The organism is Nocardiopsis sp. NPDC055879 (assembly GCF_053615935.1).
Genome location: NZ_JBSHCT010000003.1, coordinates 123,152 through 141,270, shown reverse-complemented (window position 1 = coordinate 141,270; position 18,119 = coordinate 123,152). Strand labels below are relative to the sequence as shown.

Annotated in this window: 18 protein-coding genes; 6 read left to right on the top strand and 12 right to left on the bottom strand. The window is 69.7% G+C overall.

What is annotated here, in order from left to right; translation table 11 throughout:
* Positions 1-119 precede the first annotated feature (119 nt).
* Positions 120-1,124, top strand: coding sequence for a sugar isomerase (locus ACWGKS_RS04640; RefSeq protein WP_452521728.1), 1,005 nt, complete (start codon positions 120-122; stop codon positions 1,122-1,124).
* Positions 1,125-1,150: 26 nt separating this feature from the next.
* Here ACWGKS_RS04640 and ACWGKS_RS04635 read toward each other — a convergent pair whose 3' ends face one another.
* The 11 genes from ACWGKS_RS04635 to hisD all read right to left on the bottom strand — a co-directional run bounded on the left by ACWGKS_RS04635 (position 1,151) and on the right by hisD (position 12,630).
* The gene (locus ACWGKS_RS04635; RefSeq protein WP_452456844.1) at positions 1,151-3,001 is read right to left on the bottom strand and encodes an ABC transporter ATP-binding protein; all 1,851 of its coding nucleotides are present in this window, start codon (positions 2,999-3,001) and stop codon (positions 1,151-1,153) included.
* On the bottom strand, positions 2,998-5,013 hold the full coding sequence (locus ACWGKS_RS04630; RefSeq protein ID WP_358510781.1) for an ABC transporter ATP-binding protein: 2,016 nt from the start codon (positions 5,011-5,013) through the stop codon (positions 2,998-3,000). The genes ACWGKS_RS04635 and ACWGKS_RS04630 overlap by 4 nt, the downstream gene beginning before the upstream one ends.
* A 269-nt stretch (positions 5,014-5,282) precedes the next feature.
* On the bottom strand, positions 5,283-6,020 hold the full coding sequence (locus ACWGKS_RS04625; protein WP_358510784.1) for a peptidoglycan-binding protein: 738 nt from the start codon (positions 6,018-6,020) through the stop codon (positions 5,283-5,285).
* Between the two features lie 203 nt (positions 6,021-6,223).
* Positions 6,224-6,958, bottom strand: coding sequence for a peptidoglycan-binding protein (locus ACWGKS_RS04620; RefSeq protein ID WP_358510787.1), 735 nt, complete (start codon positions 6,956-6,958; stop codon positions 6,224-6,226).
* A gap of 152 nt (positions 6,959-7,110) precedes the next feature.
* Positions 7,111-7,884 (bottom strand): imidazole glycerol phosphate synthase subunit HisF, encoded by a 774-nt coding sequence (hisF, locus tag ACWGKS_RS04615; protein ID WP_358510790.1) that lies wholly within the window; start codon positions 7,882-7,884, stop codon positions 7,111-7,113.
* On the bottom strand, positions 7,881-8,639 hold the full coding sequence (gene priA, locus ACWGKS_RS04610) for a bifunctional 1-(5-phosphoribosyl)-5-((5-phosphoribosylamino)methylideneamino)imidazole-4-carboxamide isomerase/phosphoribosylanthranilate isomerase PriA (protein WP_358510832.1): 759 nt from the start codon (positions 8,637-8,639) through the stop codon (positions 7,881-7,883). Before priA ends, hisF begins: the two co-directional genes overlap by 4 nt.
* A 43-nt stretch (positions 8,640-8,682) precedes the next feature.
* Positions 8,683-9,336, bottom strand: a complete 654-nt coding sequence (gene hisH / locus ACWGKS_RS04605; protein ID WP_358510793.1) for an imidazole glycerol phosphate synthase subunit HisH — start codon at positions 9,334-9,336, stop codon at positions 8,683-8,685.
* 16 nt (positions 9,337-9,352) lie between these two features.
* Positions 9,353-9,514: a hypothetical protein gene (locus ACWGKS_RS04600; protein ID WP_358510796.1), complete on the bottom strand. Its 162-nt coding sequence runs from the start codon at positions 9,512-9,514 to the stop codon at positions 9,353-9,355.
* Positions 9,515-10,108, bottom strand: coding sequence for an imidazoleglycerol-phosphate dehydratase HisB (hisB, locus tag ACWGKS_RS04595; RefSeq protein WP_358510799.1), 594 nt, complete (start codon positions 10,106-10,108; stop codon positions 9,515-9,517).
* A 41-nt stretch (positions 10,109-10,149) separates the two neighbouring features.
* Positions 10,150-11,232 carry a histidinol-phosphate transaminase gene (locus ACWGKS_RS04590; protein ID WP_452521724.1) on the bottom strand — a complete coding sequence of 361 codons (1,083 nt, stop codon included), beginning with the start codon at positions 11,230-11,232 and terminating at the stop codon, positions 10,150-10,152.
* Positions 11,233-11,322: 90 nt separating this feature from the next.
* Positions 11,323-12,630, bottom strand: a complete 1,308-nt coding sequence (hisD, locus tag ACWGKS_RS04585; protein ID WP_452521722.1) for a histidinol dehydrogenase — start codon at positions 12,628-12,630, stop codon at positions 11,323-11,325.
* A 260-nt stretch (positions 12,631-12,890) separates the two neighbouring features.
* Between hisD and ACWGKS_RS04580 the strand changes: the two genes are divergently transcribed.
* The 4 genes from ACWGKS_RS04580 (at position 12,891) to ACWGKS_RS04565 (ending at position 16,860) form a co-directional block, all read left to right on the top strand.
* A complete protein-coding gene (locus ACWGKS_RS04580; protein ID WP_358510804.1) occupies positions 12,891-13,451 on the top strand; it encodes a ferritin in 561 nt (186 codons plus the stop codon).
* A gap of 85 nt (positions 13,452-13,536) precedes the next feature.
* Positions 13,537-14,319, top strand: a complete 783-nt coding sequence (locus tag ACWGKS_RS04575; RefSeq protein WP_358510807.1) for an LON peptidase substrate-binding domain-containing protein — start codon at positions 13,537-13,539, stop codon at positions 14,317-14,319.
* 76 nt (positions 14,320-14,395) lie between these two features.
* The gene (gene ybaK / locus ACWGKS_RS04570; protein WP_358510810.1) at positions 14,396-14,881 is read left to right on the top strand and encodes a Cys-tRNA(Pro) deacylase; all 486 of its coding nucleotides are present in this window, start codon (positions 14,396-14,398) and stop codon (positions 14,879-14,881) included.
* A 110-nt stretch (positions 14,882-14,991) separates the two neighbouring features.
* Positions 14,992-16,860, top strand: a complete 1,869-nt coding sequence (locus ACWGKS_RS04565; protein ID WP_358510813.1) for an AMP-dependent synthetase/ligase — start codon at positions 14,992-14,994, stop codon at positions 16,858-16,860.
* A 6-nt stretch (positions 16,861-16,866) separates the two neighbouring features.
* Here the strand turns inward: ACWGKS_RS04565 and ACWGKS_RS04560 are convergent, their stop codons facing one another.
* The gene (locus ACWGKS_RS04560; RefSeq protein ID WP_358510816.1) at positions 16,867-17,487 is read right to left on the bottom strand and encodes a hypothetical protein; all 621 of its coding nucleotides are present in this window, start codon (positions 17,485-17,487) and stop codon (positions 16,867-16,869) included.
* A 77-nt stretch (positions 17,488-17,564) separates the two neighbouring features.
* Here ACWGKS_RS04560 and ACWGKS_RS04555 point away from each other — a divergent pair, with 77 nt between their 5' ends.
* Positions 17,565-18,101 (top strand): DinB family protein, encoded by a 537-nt coding sequence (locus ACWGKS_RS04555; protein WP_358510819.1) that lies wholly within the window; start codon positions 17,565-17,567, stop codon positions 18,099-18,101.
* The last annotated feature ends 18 nt before the right edge of the window (positions 18,102-18,119 follow it).

Here is an 18,119-nt window from a genome sequence, read left to right as displayed (position 1 = left end):
ATGGGCGCTCGGCCGGCGATGTTCACCGGGTACCGGCCAACGGGTGCGGGCTCACACGTTCTAGAGTGCGATCGTGCGCGACGGCGCCCCTCGCCTCGACGACCTGGAGGGTTCCCACTTTGACCGCCGAGTCCCTGGCCGCCGATCTGGCGGGCAAGCCCGACGCGCTGGCCGCGCTGGCCCGCAGGTTCCCCCGTTGGGACCCCTACTCCGCGCTGCCGGCCCTGTTGGACGACGAACCCGCCTCGGTGCGGTTCCTGGCGTTGGGTCCGGCGCGGCGGGCGTGCGAGGTGGCCGCGGCGCGGCTGCGCCGGGCGGGGATCGGGGCGAGCGCCGACCCGTCGACCTCGGTGGAGGAACCACCCGCGGGCGCGGAGACCCTCGTGGTGGCGGTGACCCTGGGCGATGGTCAGCGGGAGCTGAGCACGGTCCTGGACCGCTACGTGGGGCGCTCTCCCGTGGTGGTGCTGGCGCCGGACTCCGACACGGTGGTGGCGCGCTACGCGGACCTTCTGGTGCCGTTGCACGCCGGAACGGAGGCGTCGGGGCTGGGATGTCGCGCCTATCAGCACGCCCTGGCCTTGTTGCTGTTGTTGGGGCATCGGTTGGGCGCTCCCGTGGGCGGCAGCGGGAACTTCCCCGGCCTGTTGCTCCGGGTGGCCAACGCGGTGGGGACGTTGCTGGACAAGGCCCCCGACTGGGTGCCCGAGGTCGCGGAGGTGCTGGACTCCCCCACGGGTGTGCACCTGGTGGCGCCGGCGGAGCGGATCGCTTCGGCCGGGCAGGGGGTCCAGGTGTTGCGCCGGGGTCCGGTCCGCCCGGCGTACGAGGCGGAGACCGGGGAGTGGTCGCACACCGATCGGCACCTCGCGGCGGTGACGGACTACCGGGCGCTGTTGTTCGCCGGCTCCCTGTACGACCAGAGGTTCGCCGAGCACCTGGTGCAGTTGCGGGGCGCGTTCGTGGCGGTGGGCGCCACCCCCGACCGCGAACGCGTGCCGGGGGCGGCGCTGACCCTGCGCTATCCGGGTGACGGCGACCCGGACGTGCGCCTGTTGACCGAACCGGTGGTGGCCGAACTGCTGGCCGCCCACTGGTGGGGACGTGCTTCTTCGAGCGGGTGACCGGGTGGTGCCCGCTCACACACGATCTAGGCCGAAGAGCTGACCCAGGAGGCGTGCAGGTCCGCGTACACGCCCGGGCGGGCCACGAGTTCGTCGTGGGATCCGCTCTGGACGATGCGGCCGTCGTCGAAGACCAGAACCCGGTCGGCGGCCTCGGCGGTGGACAGTCGGTGGGCGATGGCCACGGAGGTGCGGCCTCGGGTGAGCCGGTCCAGGGCGCGCTGGATGCGCGTCTCGGTGTGCGGGTCCACGGCCGAGGTGGCCTCGTCGAGCACGAGGAGGTCGGGGTCGGCGACGTAGGCGCGCACGAGGGCGACGAGTTGGCGCTCCCCCGCCGACAGGGACTCGCCTCGCTGGCCGACCGGTGTGTCCAGGCCGTGGGCGAGGCTGCCCAGCCAGTCGGCGAGACCGAGTTCGGTGACGGCGGCCTCCAGTTCGACGTCGGTGCTCTCGGGTCGGGCGAAGCGGATGTTGTCGCCCAGGGAGCTGTCGAACAGGAAGCCCTCCTGCGGCACCATCACCACGCGGCTGCGCAGCGAGGAGAAGGCGACCTCGCGCAGGTCCACCCCGTCCACGAGGACGGTGCCGTCGTCGGGGTCCATGAGCCGGGTGAGCAGCTTGACGAAGGTGGTCTTGCCGGAGCCGGTCTCGCCGACGACCGCCACCCGGCTGCCCGGTGTGATGCGCACGCCGATGTCGTCCAGGACGACGGGACCCTCGGGGTAGGCGTAGGTGACGTGGTCGAAGTCGACCTGGACGGCGCCGCGGGGAAGGACGCGGCCGGCCTCGCCGGGGTCGGCGATGTCGGGGACGGTGTCCAGGACGCCCAGGACGCGCCGCCAGCCGGCGATGGCGTTCTGTGCCTCGTTGAAGATCTCGGTGGCCATCATCATGGGCTGCACGAACAGCGTCATCAGGAACAGGAAGGCGATGAGCTGCCCGGCGGTGAGGTCGCCGCCCACGCCCAGCCACACACCGACCATGACGACGGCGGCGTTGGCGATCGCGGAGACGATCTCGGCGAAGGGCGACACCGCCATGGAGAGCTGTTGGGCCCTGACCTGGGCCTTGCGGGTCGCCAGGACGGTGGTGTCGATGCGGCCGGCGGTGCGCTCCTCGGTGCCGTGGGCGCGGATGACGGCGGCGCCCATGACGGTCTCGCCGATGGCGCCGAGCATGTCACCGGTGCGTTCCCGGACCTTCAGGTAGGCCTTGGACAGGAGCTTTTGGAGCCAACGGACCCCGAACAGCAGCGGCAGGAAGCAGAGCCACACCACGATGGTGAGCTGCCAGGAGTAGATCGCCATGAGGGTGGTGGCGACCAGGAGTTGGCCGGTGCTGACCAGCAGGAGGAGCCCGCCCCACTGCATGAAGTGGCTGATCTGGTCGACGTCGCCGGTGACTCGGGAGACCAGAGCGCCCTTGCGCTCGCTGTTCTGGGTCAGGACGGACAGGTCGTGGACGTGTCTGAAGGCCTTGCGGCGCAGGGTGGCCAGCCCGGACTCGGTGGCCCGGTACAGGCGCAGGTTCATCAGGTAGGAGCAGAACATGGTGACGACCAGCAGCGCTGCGCAGCCGGTGACCATGCGGGTGACGAAGGCCAGGTCGGGGCCGCCCTCGGCGGTGAGACCGTTGTCGATGATCTGCTGCACGGCGATGGGCACGATGACCTTGCCGGCGGTGGCGACCACGGCGAAGACGAGGGTGAGCCACAGTCCCTTGGCGAACTCCGGGGAGAGTCGCAGGCCGCGCTTGATCGTGCCGAACGCGCCGTCGTCGCTGCGGTGCAGTGCGGGGGCCTGGTCACCCGTGGGGCGCGGCCCCTCGGTGTCCCGGGCCGACCTGTCGTCGGTACGGGCCCGTGTGGGTGCGCTCATCGGGTGCTCTCCTCCTTGGAGTCGGTGCCTGGTCCTCGAAGGTGGGGTTCGGCCGGTCCCGGTTCCTCGGGGATCGGGGTGCGTTCCGCCTCGTTCTCGGCGGAGGCGCGCTCGTAGGCGGTGACCAGACGGTTGTATCCGGACGACGTGGTGAGGAGTTCGTCGTGGGTACCGCGTGCCAGGATGCGACCGCCCTCCATGTAGAGGACCTCGTCGGCGAGTTCGATGGTGGCGCGTCGGTAGGCGACCAGGACGACGGTGGCGGCGTCGTCGCGTTCGCGCAGGCCGGCGAGGATCTGCGCCTCGATCTGCGGGTCGACCGCCGAGGTGGCGTCGTCCATGATGAGCAGGCGCGGCCGGCGCACGATGGCGCGGGCCAGGGCCAGGCGTTGGCGTTGGCCGCCGGACAGGGTGGTGCCCTTCTCGCCGAGTTCGGCGTCGAGTCCACCGTCGAGCGCGCCGATGAATCCGTCGGCGCGGGCCAGGCGCAGGGCGGCCCAGACCTGTTCGTCGTCGGCGTCGATGCCCAGGGTGATGTTGTCGCGGACGGTGTCCTCGAACACGAAGGTGCTCTGTGGGACGAGCGCGGCGGTGTGGGGTACCTGGTCGCGGGCCAGTTCGCGCAGGTCGACGCCGTCGTAGGCGACGGTTCCGGTGTCGGGGTCGACCAGGCGCATCAGGACCGTGGTGAGGGTGGATTTACCCGATCCGGTGGGGCCGACGATGGCGACGGTGCGCCCGGGGGCGATGTCGAGGTCGACACCGTTGAGGACCATGGTGCGGCGTTCGTGGACGTCGGGGTCGTCCATGAGGTCGCGTCCGCCGCCGTCGGCGTCGTAGGAGTCGGCGTAGGAGAAGGTGACGTCGCGTGCGCTCAGGGCCAGGCCGCGGGGCGAGGATTCCAGGGTCCGGTCGCCGTAGACCATGGATCCGCCGGCTCGCAGGACGGACTGGACACGGTCCCAGCCCACGACGCTGCGGGGCAGGTCGCCCAGGAGCCAACCGAAGGAGCGGATGGGTTGGGCCAGCAGGGTGAACAGGAAGGCGATCTGGACGAGTTCGCCGGGGTCGATGGCGCCGGTGGACAGGCGCCACATGCCCAGGAGCAGGACGGCGAGGACGCCGAGGTTGGGCAGGGACTCCATGAACGGATCGAACATGGAGCGCAGCCGGCCGACCTGGATGAGGGCGTCGCGCAGGCGGTGGGCGGCGTCGGCGAAGCGTTCGGTCTCGGTGTCCTCACGGCCGAGGGTCTTGACGACCAGGGCCCCGTCGAAGGACTCGTGGGCGACCCCGCTGACCTCGGCACGCAGCGACTGGGCGCGGGAGGCCATCGGGGAGACACGGCGTTGGAAGATGACGTTGGCGATGGCCAGGGCCGGGAAGACGACGAAGGCGACCAGGGCGAGGACCGGGTCGGTGACGACCATGGCGACGGCGGCGATGATCAGCATGAACACGCTGCCCACGGCCATCGGTAGGGGTGCGAGCGGCTGCCAGGTGGCCTCGACGTCGGCGTTGGCGTTGGAGAGCAGCTGTCCGGTGGGGTGACGGTGGTGCCAGGAGAGCGGTAGTTCGAGGTACTTGCGGGCCACGGAGCGTCGGTAACGGGCCTGCATGCGGAACTGCATGAAGCCGGCGAGCAGGCGTCGGATGGCCAGGCCGATGGCCTTGCCGAGTCCTACGGCCAGGAGAAGGCCGGCGGCCCCGGTGAGCACGGCCAGGGTGGCCTCGCCCGCGGCGAAGGCGGGCAGGATGGTGTGGTCGGTGATGTGGCCCAGGACCGAGGCGGAGGCGACCGTGACCGCGGCGTGCGTCATGGCGCCGCCGACGGCGAGGAGGAAGATCCAGGGTTCGGTGCGGGCCGCGACCCACAGGACCCGCAGACCGCGGGTGAAGACCCGTTTGTACTGGGCCCGCCCGGAGGTGTCACCGGTGGACGTGGACCCGGAATCGGATCCGGGGGTGTCCTCCCGTTCCTCCGGCCCCACCGTAGTCGTGCCCTGCGCCATGCGCCCCCGCTTTCTGTTCCCGGACCGGTGAACCGGTGTGTTCGCACCCCGACGAGCCCGGTTGTGTCCGGGTGCGGTCGTGGGGTGTCCGCACAACCTATCCAGCGGCACCGACAAGCCTCCACCGGATTGTTTCAGCGCCGGACGCATCCGGGCTATTCCGTCCAAACGAACTTCTGTTCGCCTGCCACGAGGAAGGCCCGGACATCCCCTTCGAGGGTGTCCGGGCCCGTGTGGCGAGTCGGTGTCAGGGAACCGCCGGTGACGTACTAGTGGTAGCCGTGGCCGGCCGGCGTCTTCTCGTCGTCGGACTCCTCGACGGGCTCCAGCTCCTCGTCGACGACCGACTCCTCGTCGGCCGAGGCCCCTTCGTCGACGCACTTCTCCCCGGGCGCCCCCGCCTCGGGCTTGGTGATGGAGCACTTGAAGGTCATACGACCGTAGGCGCCGTCCACGCCGATTCCGGATTCCTCCTGGGCCGCCTCAACGGCCGCCGCGGTGTCCTCGTTGTAGACGTCGTCGGTCTCGTCGAGGTCGGCGCCGAACTTGGCGTTGAGCAGGATCTTGATGGCGACGACGGCCGGGCCCTGGTCCCCGACCTGGTAGGCGTCGGCCTCAGAGGGGAAGAGCGTGTTCCTGAGCTTGACCCAGGTCTGGGACTCCAGGACCCCGTTCTCCTCGATGGTCCCCGCTTCCTCCTCGAACGCGAGGATCAGCGCTTCCACTTCCTCGTCGAACTCGTCCCCCGGCTCTTCCGGGATGTTGTGCCCGAGGGCGGCCAGGAAGTACTGGACGGCTCGGATGTCCTCGCTCGGGCCGGGCTGGTCCACCGAGTAGACGGGCCAGGAGCGGGCCTCGATCTGCTCGATCACCTCGTCGGGGGTGCGCTCGTAGTCGTCGGCGGAAGCGGTCGGAGCGACCATGACGACACCACCGAAGGCGATGAAGCCGGCGGTGGCCAACGAGACGACGCGACGAGCGAAGTCGCTGTTGAGGTACTCGGACATGATGGGTGTGATCTCCCCTGTCGTGCGGTTGAGACGTGGACATGCTCACACTCATAACGGAAAAGGCAATGCAGCGCCACGCTTCAATAACGATTAAGATTTTCCGGTTTCAAGCGGTGTCCGGGAAAGCAAAGGGGCCCGGACGCCCCTCCTGGGGTGTCCGGGCCCGCGTGGCGCGGCAACGGCGAGGAACAGTCGCCGAACTAGTGGTGGTCGCGCTCGGCCTCCTCGACACCCTCGGTCAGGACACCGGCCTCGGCGCCCTCCGCGCCCTCGGCATCCTCGGCCGGGGCCTCCTCAGCGGCGACGTCATCGCTGGAGGCGTCGGCCGCCGCCTCACCCTCGTAGGTGACCACACCCTTGTAACTCAGCCACCCGAAGGCACCGTCGACGCCGATGCCGAGCTCCTCCTGGGCGGCCTCGACCGCGGCGGCGGTGTCCTCGTCGTACAGACCGCTGGTCTCGTCCAGGTCCGCGCCGAACTTCTCGTTGAGGATCGCCTTGATGCCGATGACGGCCCAGCCGCGGTCACCGACCTCGTAGGCGTCGGCCTCACTCGGGAAGTGCAGGTTGCGGATCTTGATCCAGGTCTGCGACTCCAGGGTGGCGTCGTCGTTGAGGTCGTAGTGACCGTCGAACTCGGAGATCGTCGCCTCGACGTCCTCGGTGAACTCGTCACCGGGGTCGGGGGTGATGAACCCGAGGTCGTTCAGGAAGGAGAGGGCGAACCGGATGTCGACGCTGGGGCCGGGGTTCTCGATCGAGTAGTTGGGCCAGCTCTGGGCCTCGATCTGCTCGATGACCTCGCGGGGGGTGCGCTCCAGGTCGTCGGCGGACGCGGAGGGGGCGAAGAGGGCCGCCCCGCTCAGGGCGACGAACCCGGCGGTCGCCAGGGTCGCGATTCGACGGATGACTCCGCCGCTGAAGTGATCGGACATGATGGTGCGAACTCCCGTGTCGTGTGCTTGGGACGGCCTCATGCTCACACGAATCACAACTGAGTTAACTTAGCGCCACGCCTTGACCACGATTGGTAATTTTTTCTTGTCGGGTCCCGGGACGATCCACCGACCGGCCCGGGACCCACGTGCTAGCGGACCGGGTAACCGGCCTCCCGCAGGCTCTTCTTCACGTCCGCGATGGTGAACTCTCCGAAATGGAACACCGTCGCGGCCAACACCGCGTCCGCGCCCGCGGCGACGGCGGGCACGAAGTGTTCCACCGCTCCGGCACCGCCCGAGGCGATCAGCGGGACGCCCACACGGGCGCGCACCGCCCGAATCAGTTCCAGGTCGAACCCGGCCTTGGTGCCGTCGGCGTCCATCGAGTTGAGCAGGATCTCCCCCGCCCCCAGGTCGGCGGCGCGCTCGCACCACTCCAGGGCATCGATCCCGGTGCCCTTGCGCCCACCGTGCGTGGTGACCTCGAACCCGCTGGTCGTGGGGGCGTCACCGGCCCGGACGCGGCGCACGTCGGCGGAGAGCACCAGCACCTGACGGCCGAAGCGTTCGGCGATCTCCCCGATCAGTTCCGGGCGCGTGATGGCGGCGGTGTTGACCCCCACCTTGTCCGCGCCGGCGCGCAGCAGACGGTCCACGTCCTCGGTGGCGCGCACCCCTCCCCCGACGGTGAGCGGGATGAACACCTGGTCGGCGGTGCGGCGCACCATGTCGTAGGTGGTCTCCCGGTTGCCGCTGGAGGCGGTCACGTCCAGGAACGTGAGCTCGTCGGCACCGCCCGCGTCATAGGTCCCCGCCAGTTCCACGGGGTCGCCGGCGTCGCGCAGGTTCTCGAAGTTGACGCCCTTGACCACCCGCCCGGCGTCCACGTCCAGGCAGGGGATGACCCGTACCGCGAGGCTCATCGGCGCCCACCCCCGACCAGGGCCAGGGCGTCCTCCAAGGTGAAGGCGCCCTCGTACAGGGCGGTGCCCATGATGGCGCCCTCGACACCCTCGGGAACCAGACCGGCGATGGCCTCCAGGTCGGCGAGACTGGACACGCCCCCGCTGGCCACCACCGGCTTCTCGGTGCGCTCGCACACGGTGCGCAGCAGGTCCAGGTTGGGGCCCTTGAGCATGCCGTCCTTGTTGACGTCGGTGACGACGTAGCGGGCGCAGCCCTCGGTCTCCAGCCGCTCCAGGGTCGCGAAGAGGTCACCGCCGTCGCGGGTCCAGCCGCGGGCGGCCAGGGTGGTGCCGCGCACGTCCAGGCCGATGGCGATCTTGTCCCCGTGCTCGGCGATGATCCTGGCGCACCACTCGGGGTGTTCCAGGGCGGCGGTGCCGATGTTCACCCGGGTGCAGCCGGTGGCCAGGGCGGCGGCCAACGACTCGTCGTCACGGATGCCGCCGGACATCTCGACCTTGACGTCGAGGCGGCCGACGATGTCGCCCAACAGGTCGCGGTTGTGCCCACGCCCGAAGGCCGCGTCCAGGTCCACCAGGTGGATCCACTCGGCGCCGGCGTTCTGCCAGGCCATGGCGGCCTCGTAGGGGTCGCCGTACTTACCGCCGGTGTCGGCCTTGCCCTGGACGAGCTGGACGGCCTGCCCGCCGGAGACGTCCACCGCCGGCAGCAGTTCGAGTGCGGGGGTGGACGTGATCTGCTCGCCGGTCATACTCGCCTTCTCGTTCTCGGTTCTGTTCACGAAATATGTCTGCTCAGAGTCCTTCGACCCAGTTGGCCAGGACCCGGGCGCCGGCGTCACCGGACTTCTCCGGGTGGAACTGGGTGGCGCTCAGCGGCCCGTTCTCCACGGCGGCCACGAACGGCTCCCCGTGTTCGGACCAGGTCACCAGTGGCGCCGGGATGCGGTCACTGGCCGCGACGAACTCCCAGTTGCGCACCCCGTAGGAGTGCACGAAGTAGAAGCGTTCCTCGGGGTCGATCCCGGCGAACAGGCGCGTGCCCTCCGGTGGGGTGACCGTGTTCCACCCCATGTGGGGCACCACGGGCGCCTTGATGCGTTCGACGGTGCCGGGCCACTCCCCGCAGCCCTCGGTGGCGCTGTCCGCGGCGTTGACGTCGGCCTGTTCGATCCCTCGGTCGAAGAGGACCTGCATGCCCACGCAGATGCCCAGGACCGGGCGCCCACCGGCGACACGGCGGTCGATGACGCGGTCCCCACCGGCGGCCCTCAGGCTGGCCATGCAGGCGCTGAAGGCCCCGACTCCGGGCACGACCAGCCCGTCGGCCTCCAGCGCGACATGGGGGTCGGAGGTGACGGTGACGTCGGCTCCGGTTCGTTCCATGGCGCGTTGGGCCGAGCGCAGGTTGCCCGACCCGTAGTCGAGGACGACCACACGTGAGGACATCGGGTGTGTGCCTTTCTTAGAGGTAGCCGAGCCGCAACGCGCCGAAGGCGATCGCGAGCACGACGCAGACGGCCAGGCCGATGGCGACCGAGCGGCTCCTGTGCCACATCGCGTAGACGCCACCCGCGAGGAACCCGCCCAGGATGATCAGGAGCAGCCCCCAAAGGTCGGTGTCCATCTACAGGACGCCCTTGGTGGAGGGCACCCAGTTCACGCGCGGGTCGTCCTCGGTGGCGAAGCGCAGCGCCCGGGCGAACGCCTTGAACTGGGCCTCGACGATGTGGTGGGCGTTACGGCCGTAGGGCACGTGGATGTGCAGGGCCACGCGGGCCTGGGCGACGAAGGACTCGAAGATGTGCCGGGTCATGGTGGTGTCGTAGTCGCGGCCGATGGTCGGGGCCATGCCCTCGGGTTCGCTGTGCACCAGGTAGGGGCGGCCGGACACGTCGACGGTGACCTCGGCCAGCGCCTCGTCGAGGGGCACCTTGGCGTCGGCGAAGCGGCGGATGCCGGCACGATCGCCGAGGGCCTCGCGGAAGGCGGCACCCAGGGCCAGGGCGGTGTCCTCCATGGTGTGGTGCGAGTCGATGTGCAGGTCGCCCTCGGTGCGCACGGTCAGGTCGAACAGGCCGTGCTTGGCGAGCTGGTCGAGCATGTGGTCGAAGAAGCCGACACCGGTGGAGATGTCGGCGACGCCGGTGCCGTCCAGGTCGACCTCGACCAGGACCTTGGTTTCCTTGGTTGCGCGTTCGATGCGTCCGGTGCGGCTCATGGTCACTCTCTTCGGTGGTGCGGTGGGAAGTCGGGGCGAGGTCAGCGGCCGGTGACCTGTAGGAGGGTCTCGCGGAAGACGGCCATCTCCTTCGAGGTGCCGACCGTGACGCGAAGCCACCCGGGGGGTCCGACCTCGCGGATGAGGACCCGGCGGTCGAGCATGTCCTGCCACACGCGCGTGCGGTCCTCGAACTCCCCGAACAGGACGAAGTTGGCGTCGGAGTCGGCGACCCGGAAGCCGTGTTCGCGCAGCCAGGCGACGAGGGCGTCGCGTTCGGCGCGCAGGTCGGCGACGGCGCCGAGGAGTTCGTCGGCGTACTCCAGGGCGGTGACGGCGACCGCCTGGGTGACGGCCGACAGGTGGTAGGGCAGGCGGACCAGTTGGAGGGCGTCGACCACCGCGGGGTGCGCGGCGAGGTAGCCCACCCGCGCGCCGGCCAGGGCGAAGGCCTTGGACATGGTGCGCGAGACGATGATCCGGGGGTTTTCCGCCAGGAGGGAGAGGGCGCTGGGGGTGCCCTCGCGGCGGAACTCGGCGTAGGCCTCGTCCACGACCACCACGCCGGGGGCCGCCTGGGCGATGCGCTCGATGGCGTCCGTTTCCAGAGCGGTTCCGGTGGGGTTGTTCGGTGAGGTCAGGAAGATGACGCTGGGCGCGTGTTCGGCGATCGCGGCCAGGGCGGCGTCGACGTCGACCCGGAAGTCGGCGTCGCGCGGCACCGAGACCCATCCGGTCCCGGTGCCCCGGGAGATGATCGGGTGCATCGAGTAGGACGGCTCGAAGCCCATGGCTGTGCGGCCGGGGCCGCCGAAGGCCTGGAGTAGTTGCTGGAGGATCTCATTGGATCCGTTGGCCGCCCAGACATGGTCCGAGGTCAGTCCGTGGCCGAGGTAGGCGGCCAGGCCCTCGCGTAGTCGGACCGCGTCCCGGTCGGGGTAGCGGTTCAGACCCAGGGCGGTGCCGGCGACGGCGTCGGCCAGCGCCTTGGCCAGGGCCGATGAGGGCGCGTGCGGGTTCTCGTTGGTGTTGAGGACCACCGGCACGTCCAACTGCGGGGCACCGTAGGGCGAGCGCCCGCGCAGGTCGTCGCGCAACGGCAGGTCGTTCAGGGTGAAGCTCACTGGTTTCACGCTCGTGGTGGGTCGTGGGAGGGGCGGGCGGTTCCGGTATGACCGGCTCCGCACGTCCTTCCGTCGGGTGCGTCGGTGTTCTCAGTCCCGGTTCGGGTCGTGGTCCATGCGGGCGGCGACGGCTTCGCCGTGCGCGGGCAGGTCCTCGGCCTCGGCCAGGGTGATGACGTGGTGGGCGACGTCGGCCAGCGCGTCACGGTCGTAGTGGACCACGTGCACCCCGCGCAGGAAGGTCTGCACGCTCAGGCCACCGGTGTGGCAGGCGCAGCCGCCGGTGGGCAGCACGTGGTTGGAGCCGGCCGCGTAGTCGCCCAGGGAGACCGGGCTGTGGTCGCCCACGAAGATGGCGCCGGCGTTGCGCACCCGGTCGGCCAGGGCCGGGGCGTCGACGGTCATGATCTCCAGGTGCTCGGCGGCGTAGGCGTCCACGACGGCCAGCCCGTGGTCGAGGTCGTCGACCAGGACGATGCCGGACTGCGGACCCGAGAGGGCCTCCCGGACGCGTTCGCCGTGCCGGGTGGCGGCCACGCGTTCGGCGAGGCGTTCGGTGACCTTCTCGGCCAGGGCCTCGTCCGGGGTCACCAGGACGGAGGCGGCGACGACGTCGTGTTCGGCCTGGCTGATGAGGTCGGCGGCGACGTAGTCGGGGTCGGCGGTGTGGTCGGCAAGGATCGCGATCTCGGTGGGTCCGGCCTCGGCGTCGATGCCGATGACGCCCTTGAGCAGGCGTTTGGCGGCGGCGACCCAGATGTTGCCCGGGCCGGTGACCATGTCGGTGCGGCGGCAGTCCTCGGTTCCGTGGGCGAACATCGCCACGGCCTGGGCGCCGCCGACCGCGTAGACCTCGTCGACGCCGAGCAGGGCGCAGGCGGCGAGGATGGTCGGGTGGGGCAGCCCGCCGAAGTCCTTCTGGGGCGGTGAGGTGACCGCGAGGGAGGACACCCCCGCCTCCTGGGCGGGGACCACGTTCATGATGACGCTGGAGGGGTAGACGGCGCGGCCACCCGGGACGTAGAGGCCGACCCGCTCGACGGGCACCCACTTCTCGGTGACGGTGCCGCCGGGGACGACCTGGGTGGTGTGGTCGGTGCGGCGCTGGGCGGCGTGGACCTTGCGTGCGCGACGGATGGACTCCTCCAGCGCGGCGCGCACGGCGGGGTCGAGGTCGACCAGGGCGCTCTCGATGACGTCCTTGGGGACGCGGACATCGGTGAGCCGGACGCCGTCGAAGCGTTCGGTGAGTTCGATCAGCGCTTCGGTTCCACGATGGCGTACGTCTTCGACGATGGGGCGGACGCGTTCGGTGGCGTCGGCCACATCCATTTCGGCGCGCGGAAGTGCGTCGCGCGGGTCGCCTGTGGAACCTCGGAGGTCGATTCGACTGATCACCACTCCAGTCTAGGGGGCCCGACCCGACCGGTGGGCGGTGGTGTCCGAATGATGGACACCACACCCGCCCGACCGGCATGAACCCGGCCGGGCGGACTTCACGACCCAAGGCCGCATAAAACCGCCGAACAATCCCCTGATAAGCGTCACCTAACTTTGGACAACCTTACCTGATCAATCTTTTGAAAGGCTTGCCTAACAAACACCCGAACCGTTTCTCGTGTTTCACAAAATGCATTCTAATGCGTTATCGTAGAACCATGACTTCCAACTCTTCCGGCGATAGCGGCCTTTCCAAGTTCCACCGACTCCTGGTCGACCAGGTCCGGCACGAGTTCACCGCCTCGCACCAGTACGTGGCGATCGCCGCCTGGTTCGACGACCAGGACCTGCCCCAGTTGGCCCGGGTCTTCTACGAGCAGTCCCTTGAGGAACGCGACCACGCGATGATGCTCGTGCGGTACCTGCTCGACAACGACGTGACGTTCGCCCTACCGGGTGTCGACGCGATCGAGACGGATTTCGCCGTCTCCCGCGACCTTGTCGCCTTGGCCCTGCGTCAGGAGCGAGAGGTGAGCGACCAGTTCCAATACCTGGCCAAGGTGGCCCGTGACGAAGAGGACTACACGGGCGAACAGTTCCTGCAGTGGTTCATCCAGGAGCAGGTCGAGGAGGTCGCCAAGATGTCGACCCTCCTCAACGTCGTGGACCGTTCCAACGGCAACCTGTTCGACGTGGAGACCTTCGTGGCCCGCGACATGCCCAGTGAGGACAACGGCAGCCAGGGTGCGCCCGGTACCGCCGGCCCCACGGTGTCCTGACCCACGACGCCCGGCGTGAACACACGCCCCGCCCGGGCCCCGGGCGGGGCGTCGCCATGTGGCCCGTCGGGGGCATACTGGGGACATGCCTGAGGCTCTGCCGATCTTCCCACTGAACACCGTGCTGTTCCCGGGGATGACGATCCCCCTGCACGTCTTCGAGAAGCGGTACCGGAAGCTGGTCTCGGAACTGCTCGGACCCACGATGGCCGGAGGTGAGGCCGGTGGCCGTGAACGCGGACCGGCCCGTTTCGGTGTCGTGTGGATCGAGCTGGGCCACGAGGTGGCGAGCGAGTCCGGTCAGGGCGCCGGCGGTGCCGACACCGGGGTGCCGCACACCGTCGAGCACACGCGTTCGCCCTCGCTTCCGGTGGTGAGCGCCGTGGGATGCACCGCGGTGGTGCGCGACGTACGCACCTACGAGGACGGCCGCTACGACCTGGTGGTCGAGGGCGGCACCCGGTTCCGCGTCATCGACCTGTCGGAGGTCGACACCTTCGGGACCGACGACTACTCCACCGCATCGGTGTCGTTGCTCCCCGAGGCCCTGGGGCCGGACGCCAAGGAACACGCCGATCGGGTGCTGGACCTGTACGAGGTCTACCGGGGGCGGTTGTCCGAGATCGGCATGGCCCCGGAGACCTCCCGCGACCTGCCACGCGACCCCATCGCGCTGTCCCACGCGGTGGCCGCCTCGATCGTGCTGGACCCGGCGGAGAAGCAGCGCCTGTTGGAGGCCGAGGACGGCGCGACCCGGTTGGCCGTGGCCGCGCGTTTCCTGCGTCGGGAGAACCGGATCGTGGCCGCCCCCACCCTGCCGAACCTGCCGGCGGGCCCCTTCCTCAACAACGGGGTCTCCTTCAATTAGTGTGCCCGTCGAATCCGGGCACGTGTTGCGCTAGCCTGCCCGCAAGCCATAGACCAGTGGAAAGCCCAGGTAGCCGATGAGTGGAAAAGCCACGCCCGCGACCGTGGCGGCGGGACGGACCAAGACCACCTACACCCTGCACCCCTACGAGGTCGACGGAGATGGCGACGGCCACTCCTACGGGGCCTACGCGGCGGACGCGATCGGGGTGCCGCACCATCAGGTGTTCAAGACCCTGGTGGCCGAGGTGGACGGGGTGTTCACCGTCGGGGTGGTCCCGGTGAGCGGTTCGCTGGACCTCAAGGCGTTGGCCATGGCGGTCGGCGGTAAGAGGGCGACCATGGCCGAACCGGCCAGAGCCGAGAAGATCACCGGGTACGTGCGAGGCGGCATCAGCCCGCTGGGGCAGCGCAAACGGCTGCGCACGGTGATCGACTCCTCGATCACCGCCCTGGCCGCGGTGTACGTGTCGGCGGGGCGGCGTGGCCTGCAGATGGAGTTGGCCCCGGCCGATCTGATCCGATTGACCGAGGCGATCACCGCACCCATCTCATCGGACTGAGGTGAGGTGCCGCACACAGCGGATTCCGCTGTGACACAGAGGTCCATGGACCCCGGCACATTCGGCCACAGGCTGTTGCCCACCCCCCTACCCGGCGGTAGCTTTGTGAAATGGGCAACCTCTCATCCCCCTACAGGTCCGTCCCCGACATGTTCGCCTCCCGCGTCGCCCGATCCGGCGACCGGGAGGCGTTCAGCCACCCCGTCCCCTCCCCCGGTGGTGGTCCCGAAACCTGGAAGAGCCTCACCTGGAACCAGACCCGCGACCGTGTGCGCGACCTGGCCCTGGGTCTGCACTCCCTCGGCCTGACCTCACAGGCGCGCTGCGCGATCGTCTCCAGCACCCGGATCGAGTGGATCCTGGCCGACCTGGCGATCCTGTGCGCCGGCGGCGCCTCCACCACCATCTATCCCGGCTCCACCCCGCCGGACTGCGCCTACATCGTCTCCGACTCCGGCAGCCTGGTGGCCTTCGCCGAGGACGACGAACAGGTCGCCAAGCTCCGGGAGCAGCGCGCCGCCATGCCCGGGCTGTCCAAGGTGATCGCGTTCGAGGGTGACGCGGGAGGCGACGACGACTGGGTCATGGGCCTGGCCGAGTTGGCCGAGCACGGCGCCCAACTCCACGCGGAGCGGCCCGAACTCTTCGACGAACTCGTCGCCGCCGTCGAACCCGAGGACCTCGCCACCCTGATCTACACCTCGGGCACGACCGGCCGCGCCAAGGGCGTGCGCCTGGACCATTCCAACTGGTTGTACGAGGCACAGGCGTTGGAGACCCTGGACCAGGAGATGAGCGCCCGGGGTCGGCAGATGCTGACCATCGACGACGTGCAGTACCTGTGGCTGCCCCTGGCCCACGCCTTCGGCAAGGTCATGCAGGTCGCCCAGTTGCGGCTGGGGTTTCGCACCGCCGTGGACGGGCGCGTGGACAAGATCGTCGACAACCTCGCCGTGGTGCGGCCGACCTTCATGGCGGCGGCCCCCCGCATCTTCGAGAAGGTCTACAACAAGGTCGTCCTACAGGCCAAGGAGGGCGGCGCCGCCAAGTACCGGGTCTTCAAGTGGGCGGTGGGCGTGGGCGATCGGGTGGCCCGGCTCCGTGAAACGGGCAAGGAACCCACCGGGGTGCTGGCGGCCCAGTACAAGGTGGCCGACCGTCTGGTGTTCGCCAGGCTGCGGGCCCGTTTCGGTGGCCGACTGCGTTTCTTCGTCTCCGGCAGTGCGCCGTTGGCCCCGGAGATCGGCCGGTTCTTCTACGGCGCGGGGATCACCATCCTGGAGGGCTACGGGCTGACCGAGACCTCCGCGGGCGCCTTCCTCAACCGGCCCGGTGAGGTGCGCTTCGGAACGGTGGGGCTGCCGTTGCCCGGAACCGAGGTCAGGATCGCCGAGGACGGCGAGGTTCTGCTGCGCGGCCAGGGCGTCATGCGCGGATACCACAACCTGTCCGGTTCCACCGAGGCCGTGCTCACCGAGGACGGCTGGTTCGCCACCGGTGACATCGGCGCGCTGGAGAACGGGCGTCTGCGGATCACCGACCGCAAGAAGGAACTGATCAAGACCTCCGGCGGCAAGTTCGTGGCGCCGCAGGGCATCGAGAGCCGATTCAAGTCACTGTGCCCGTACGTGAGCAACCTGGTCGTGCACGGCGACCGGCGACCCTACTGCGTGGCCCTGGTGGCCCTGGACCCGGAGTCGATCGACGCGTGGGCCGAGGCCAACGGGCTGGGCGCGCTCGACTACGACGGTCTGACCAGGGAGCCCAAGGTTCGGGCCATGGTCGGGGAGGCCATCGACGAGTTGAACGAGAACCTGCCCCGGCACGAGTCCGTCAAGGAGTTCACGATCCTGCCGAGCCCGCTGACGGTGGAGGCCGGTGAGATCACGCCGAGTCTGAAGATGCGCCGCCGGGCGGTGGAGGAGAAGTACGCCGAACTGCTCGACGCGATGTACGAGGGCTCCGTCCAGCGCCTGTGAGCACGATCAGGGAAGCCGGCCCTCGCGGTCGGGCCCGGGTTCGCGGTCAGGTTCGGGTTCGGGCTCACGGAGCGGTTCGGGAACGCCGGGTTGATCGGAGCGCAGCAGGCTGATTCCGTCCAGCAGCCCGTACTGCAGCACGTGCACGAAGGGCCACACGATGAGGAAGGCCAGGGCCTGGAGCTGGAGCGCGCCGGTGACGGTGTCACCGGGTTCGGCCGCCAGGAGCACCTCCCGGGCCGGGGCGTCCAACGCGACACCGATCCGCCAGACCAGGGCACTGCCCACGACGGCGCCCAGGAAGCCCACCAACAGCAGCGGGAGCCGAAGGTCCTGCTCACGCCGCTCGGACAGTCCGAACTGGATCATGTAGCAGGCGTAACCGGTGACGATACCGGCCAGCGCGGTGATGAGGACGAAGTAGCCCTCACCCGCGAAGACCTCCTCGGTGGCGCCGGCGAAGACCTCGCCCTCGCCCAGCGCGGTCACCTCCGGGCGGGGGGCGAGCCACCACCACAACGGGCCCAGGAGCGCCCCGAGCAGCGCCGTCGCGCCGAACACCGCCGCGGCCACGGCCAATCCGCGCCCCACCCTCGACGCGCCGGAACGGCCGCCCTCCGTCTTCACCCTGTCTGCCCCCTTCGTGTCCCGGACCTGCCGAAAACCAGTGGATACCCGGTCACGACCCGAAGGACAATACCCGCATGTACGACAAGAGCGGTCCCGTGGCCCTGCCCAAACGTGTCGATCCTCCCATGGCGGCGGACGAGCGGACGATGCTGTCGTCCTGGCTGGAGTGGCACCGCTCCACCGTGCACCTCAAGTGCGCGGGCCTGGACCCGGCCCTGTCCTCGGCCGCTCCGATCCCGTCCTCGCCGATGACCACGATCGGTGGGATCGTGTCGCATCTGCGCTGGATGGAAGCGTTCTGGTTCGAGGTGGTGATGCTCGACCAACCCGACGTGGCGCCGTACTCGACCCTGGACCCCGACGGTGAGTTCCGGGTCGGCGCCCGGCTTCCCTTGGACGAACTACTGGCCGACTACGAACGCCAGTGCGAACGCTCCCGAGAGATCACCTCCCATCTGGAGCTGGGCAACTCCTCCCGCCACGTCCTCCAGGGCGGCCCGGGACGGACCACCCTGCGCTGGGTGCTCAACCACATGGTCGAGGAGACGGCCCGCCACAACGGACACCTGGACCTGCTCCGGGAGTTGGCCGACGGCTCCGTCGGCCGATAAGGCCCCCGTGTGCCGTGA

Excerpts from the sequence above, each read along its gene's own strand:
- ACWGKS_RS04635 (WP_452456844.1), bottom strand. The coding sequence starts at position 3,001 with ATGAGCGCACCCACACGGGCCCGTACCGACGACAGGTCGGCCCGGGAC.
- ACWGKS_RS04630 (WP_358510781.1), bottom strand. The coding sequence starts at position 5,013 with ATGGCGCAGGGCACGACTACGGTGGGGCCGGAGGAACGGGAGGACACC.
- ACWGKS_RS04625 (WP_358510784.1), bottom strand. The coding sequence starts at position 6,020 with ATGTCCGAGTACCTCAACAGCGACTTCGCTCGTCGCGTCGTCTCGTTG.
- ACWGKS_RS04620 (WP_358510787.1), bottom strand. The coding sequence starts at position 6,958 with ATGTCCGATCACTTCAGCGGCGGAGTCATCCGTCGAATCGCGACCCTG.
- hisF (WP_358510790.1), bottom strand. The coding sequence starts at position 7,884 with ATGAGCCTCGCGGTACGGGTCATCCCCTGCCTGGACGTGGACGCCGGG.
- priA (WP_358510832.1), bottom strand. The coding sequence starts at position 8,639 with ATGACCGGCGAGCAGATCACGTCCACCCCCGCACTCGAACTGCTGCCG.
- hisH (WP_358510793.1), bottom strand. The coding sequence starts at position 9,336 with ATGTCCTCACGTGTGGTCGTCCTCGACTACGGGTCGGGCAACCTGCGC.
- ACWGKS_RS04600 (WP_358510796.1), bottom strand. The coding sequence starts at position 9,514 with ATGGACACCGACCTTTGGGGGCTGCTCCTGATCATCCTGGGCGGGTTC.
- hisB (WP_358510799.1), bottom strand. The coding sequence starts at position 10,108 with ATGAGCCGCACCGGACGCATCGAACGCGCAACCAAGGAAACCAAGGTC.
- ACWGKS_RS04580 (WP_358510804.1), top strand. The coding sequence starts at position 12,891 with ATGACTTCCAACTCTTCCGGCGATAGCGGCCTTTCCAAGTTCCACCGA.
- ACWGKS_RS04575 (WP_358510807.1), top strand. The coding sequence starts at position 13,537 with ATGCCTGAGGCTCTGCCGATCTTCCCACTGAACACCGTGCTGTTCCCG.
- ybaK (WP_358510810.1), top strand. The coding sequence starts at position 14,396 with ATGAGTGGAAAAGCCACGCCCGCGACCGTGGCGGCGGGACGGACCAAG.
- ACWGKS_RS04565 (WP_358510813.1), top strand. The coding sequence starts at position 14,992 with ATGGGCAACCTCTCATCCCCCTACAGGTCCGTCCCCGACATGTTCGCC.
- ACWGKS_RS04555 (WP_358510819.1), top strand. The coding sequence starts at position 17,565 with ATGTACGACAAGAGCGGTCCCGTGGCCCTGCCCAAACGTGTCGATCCT.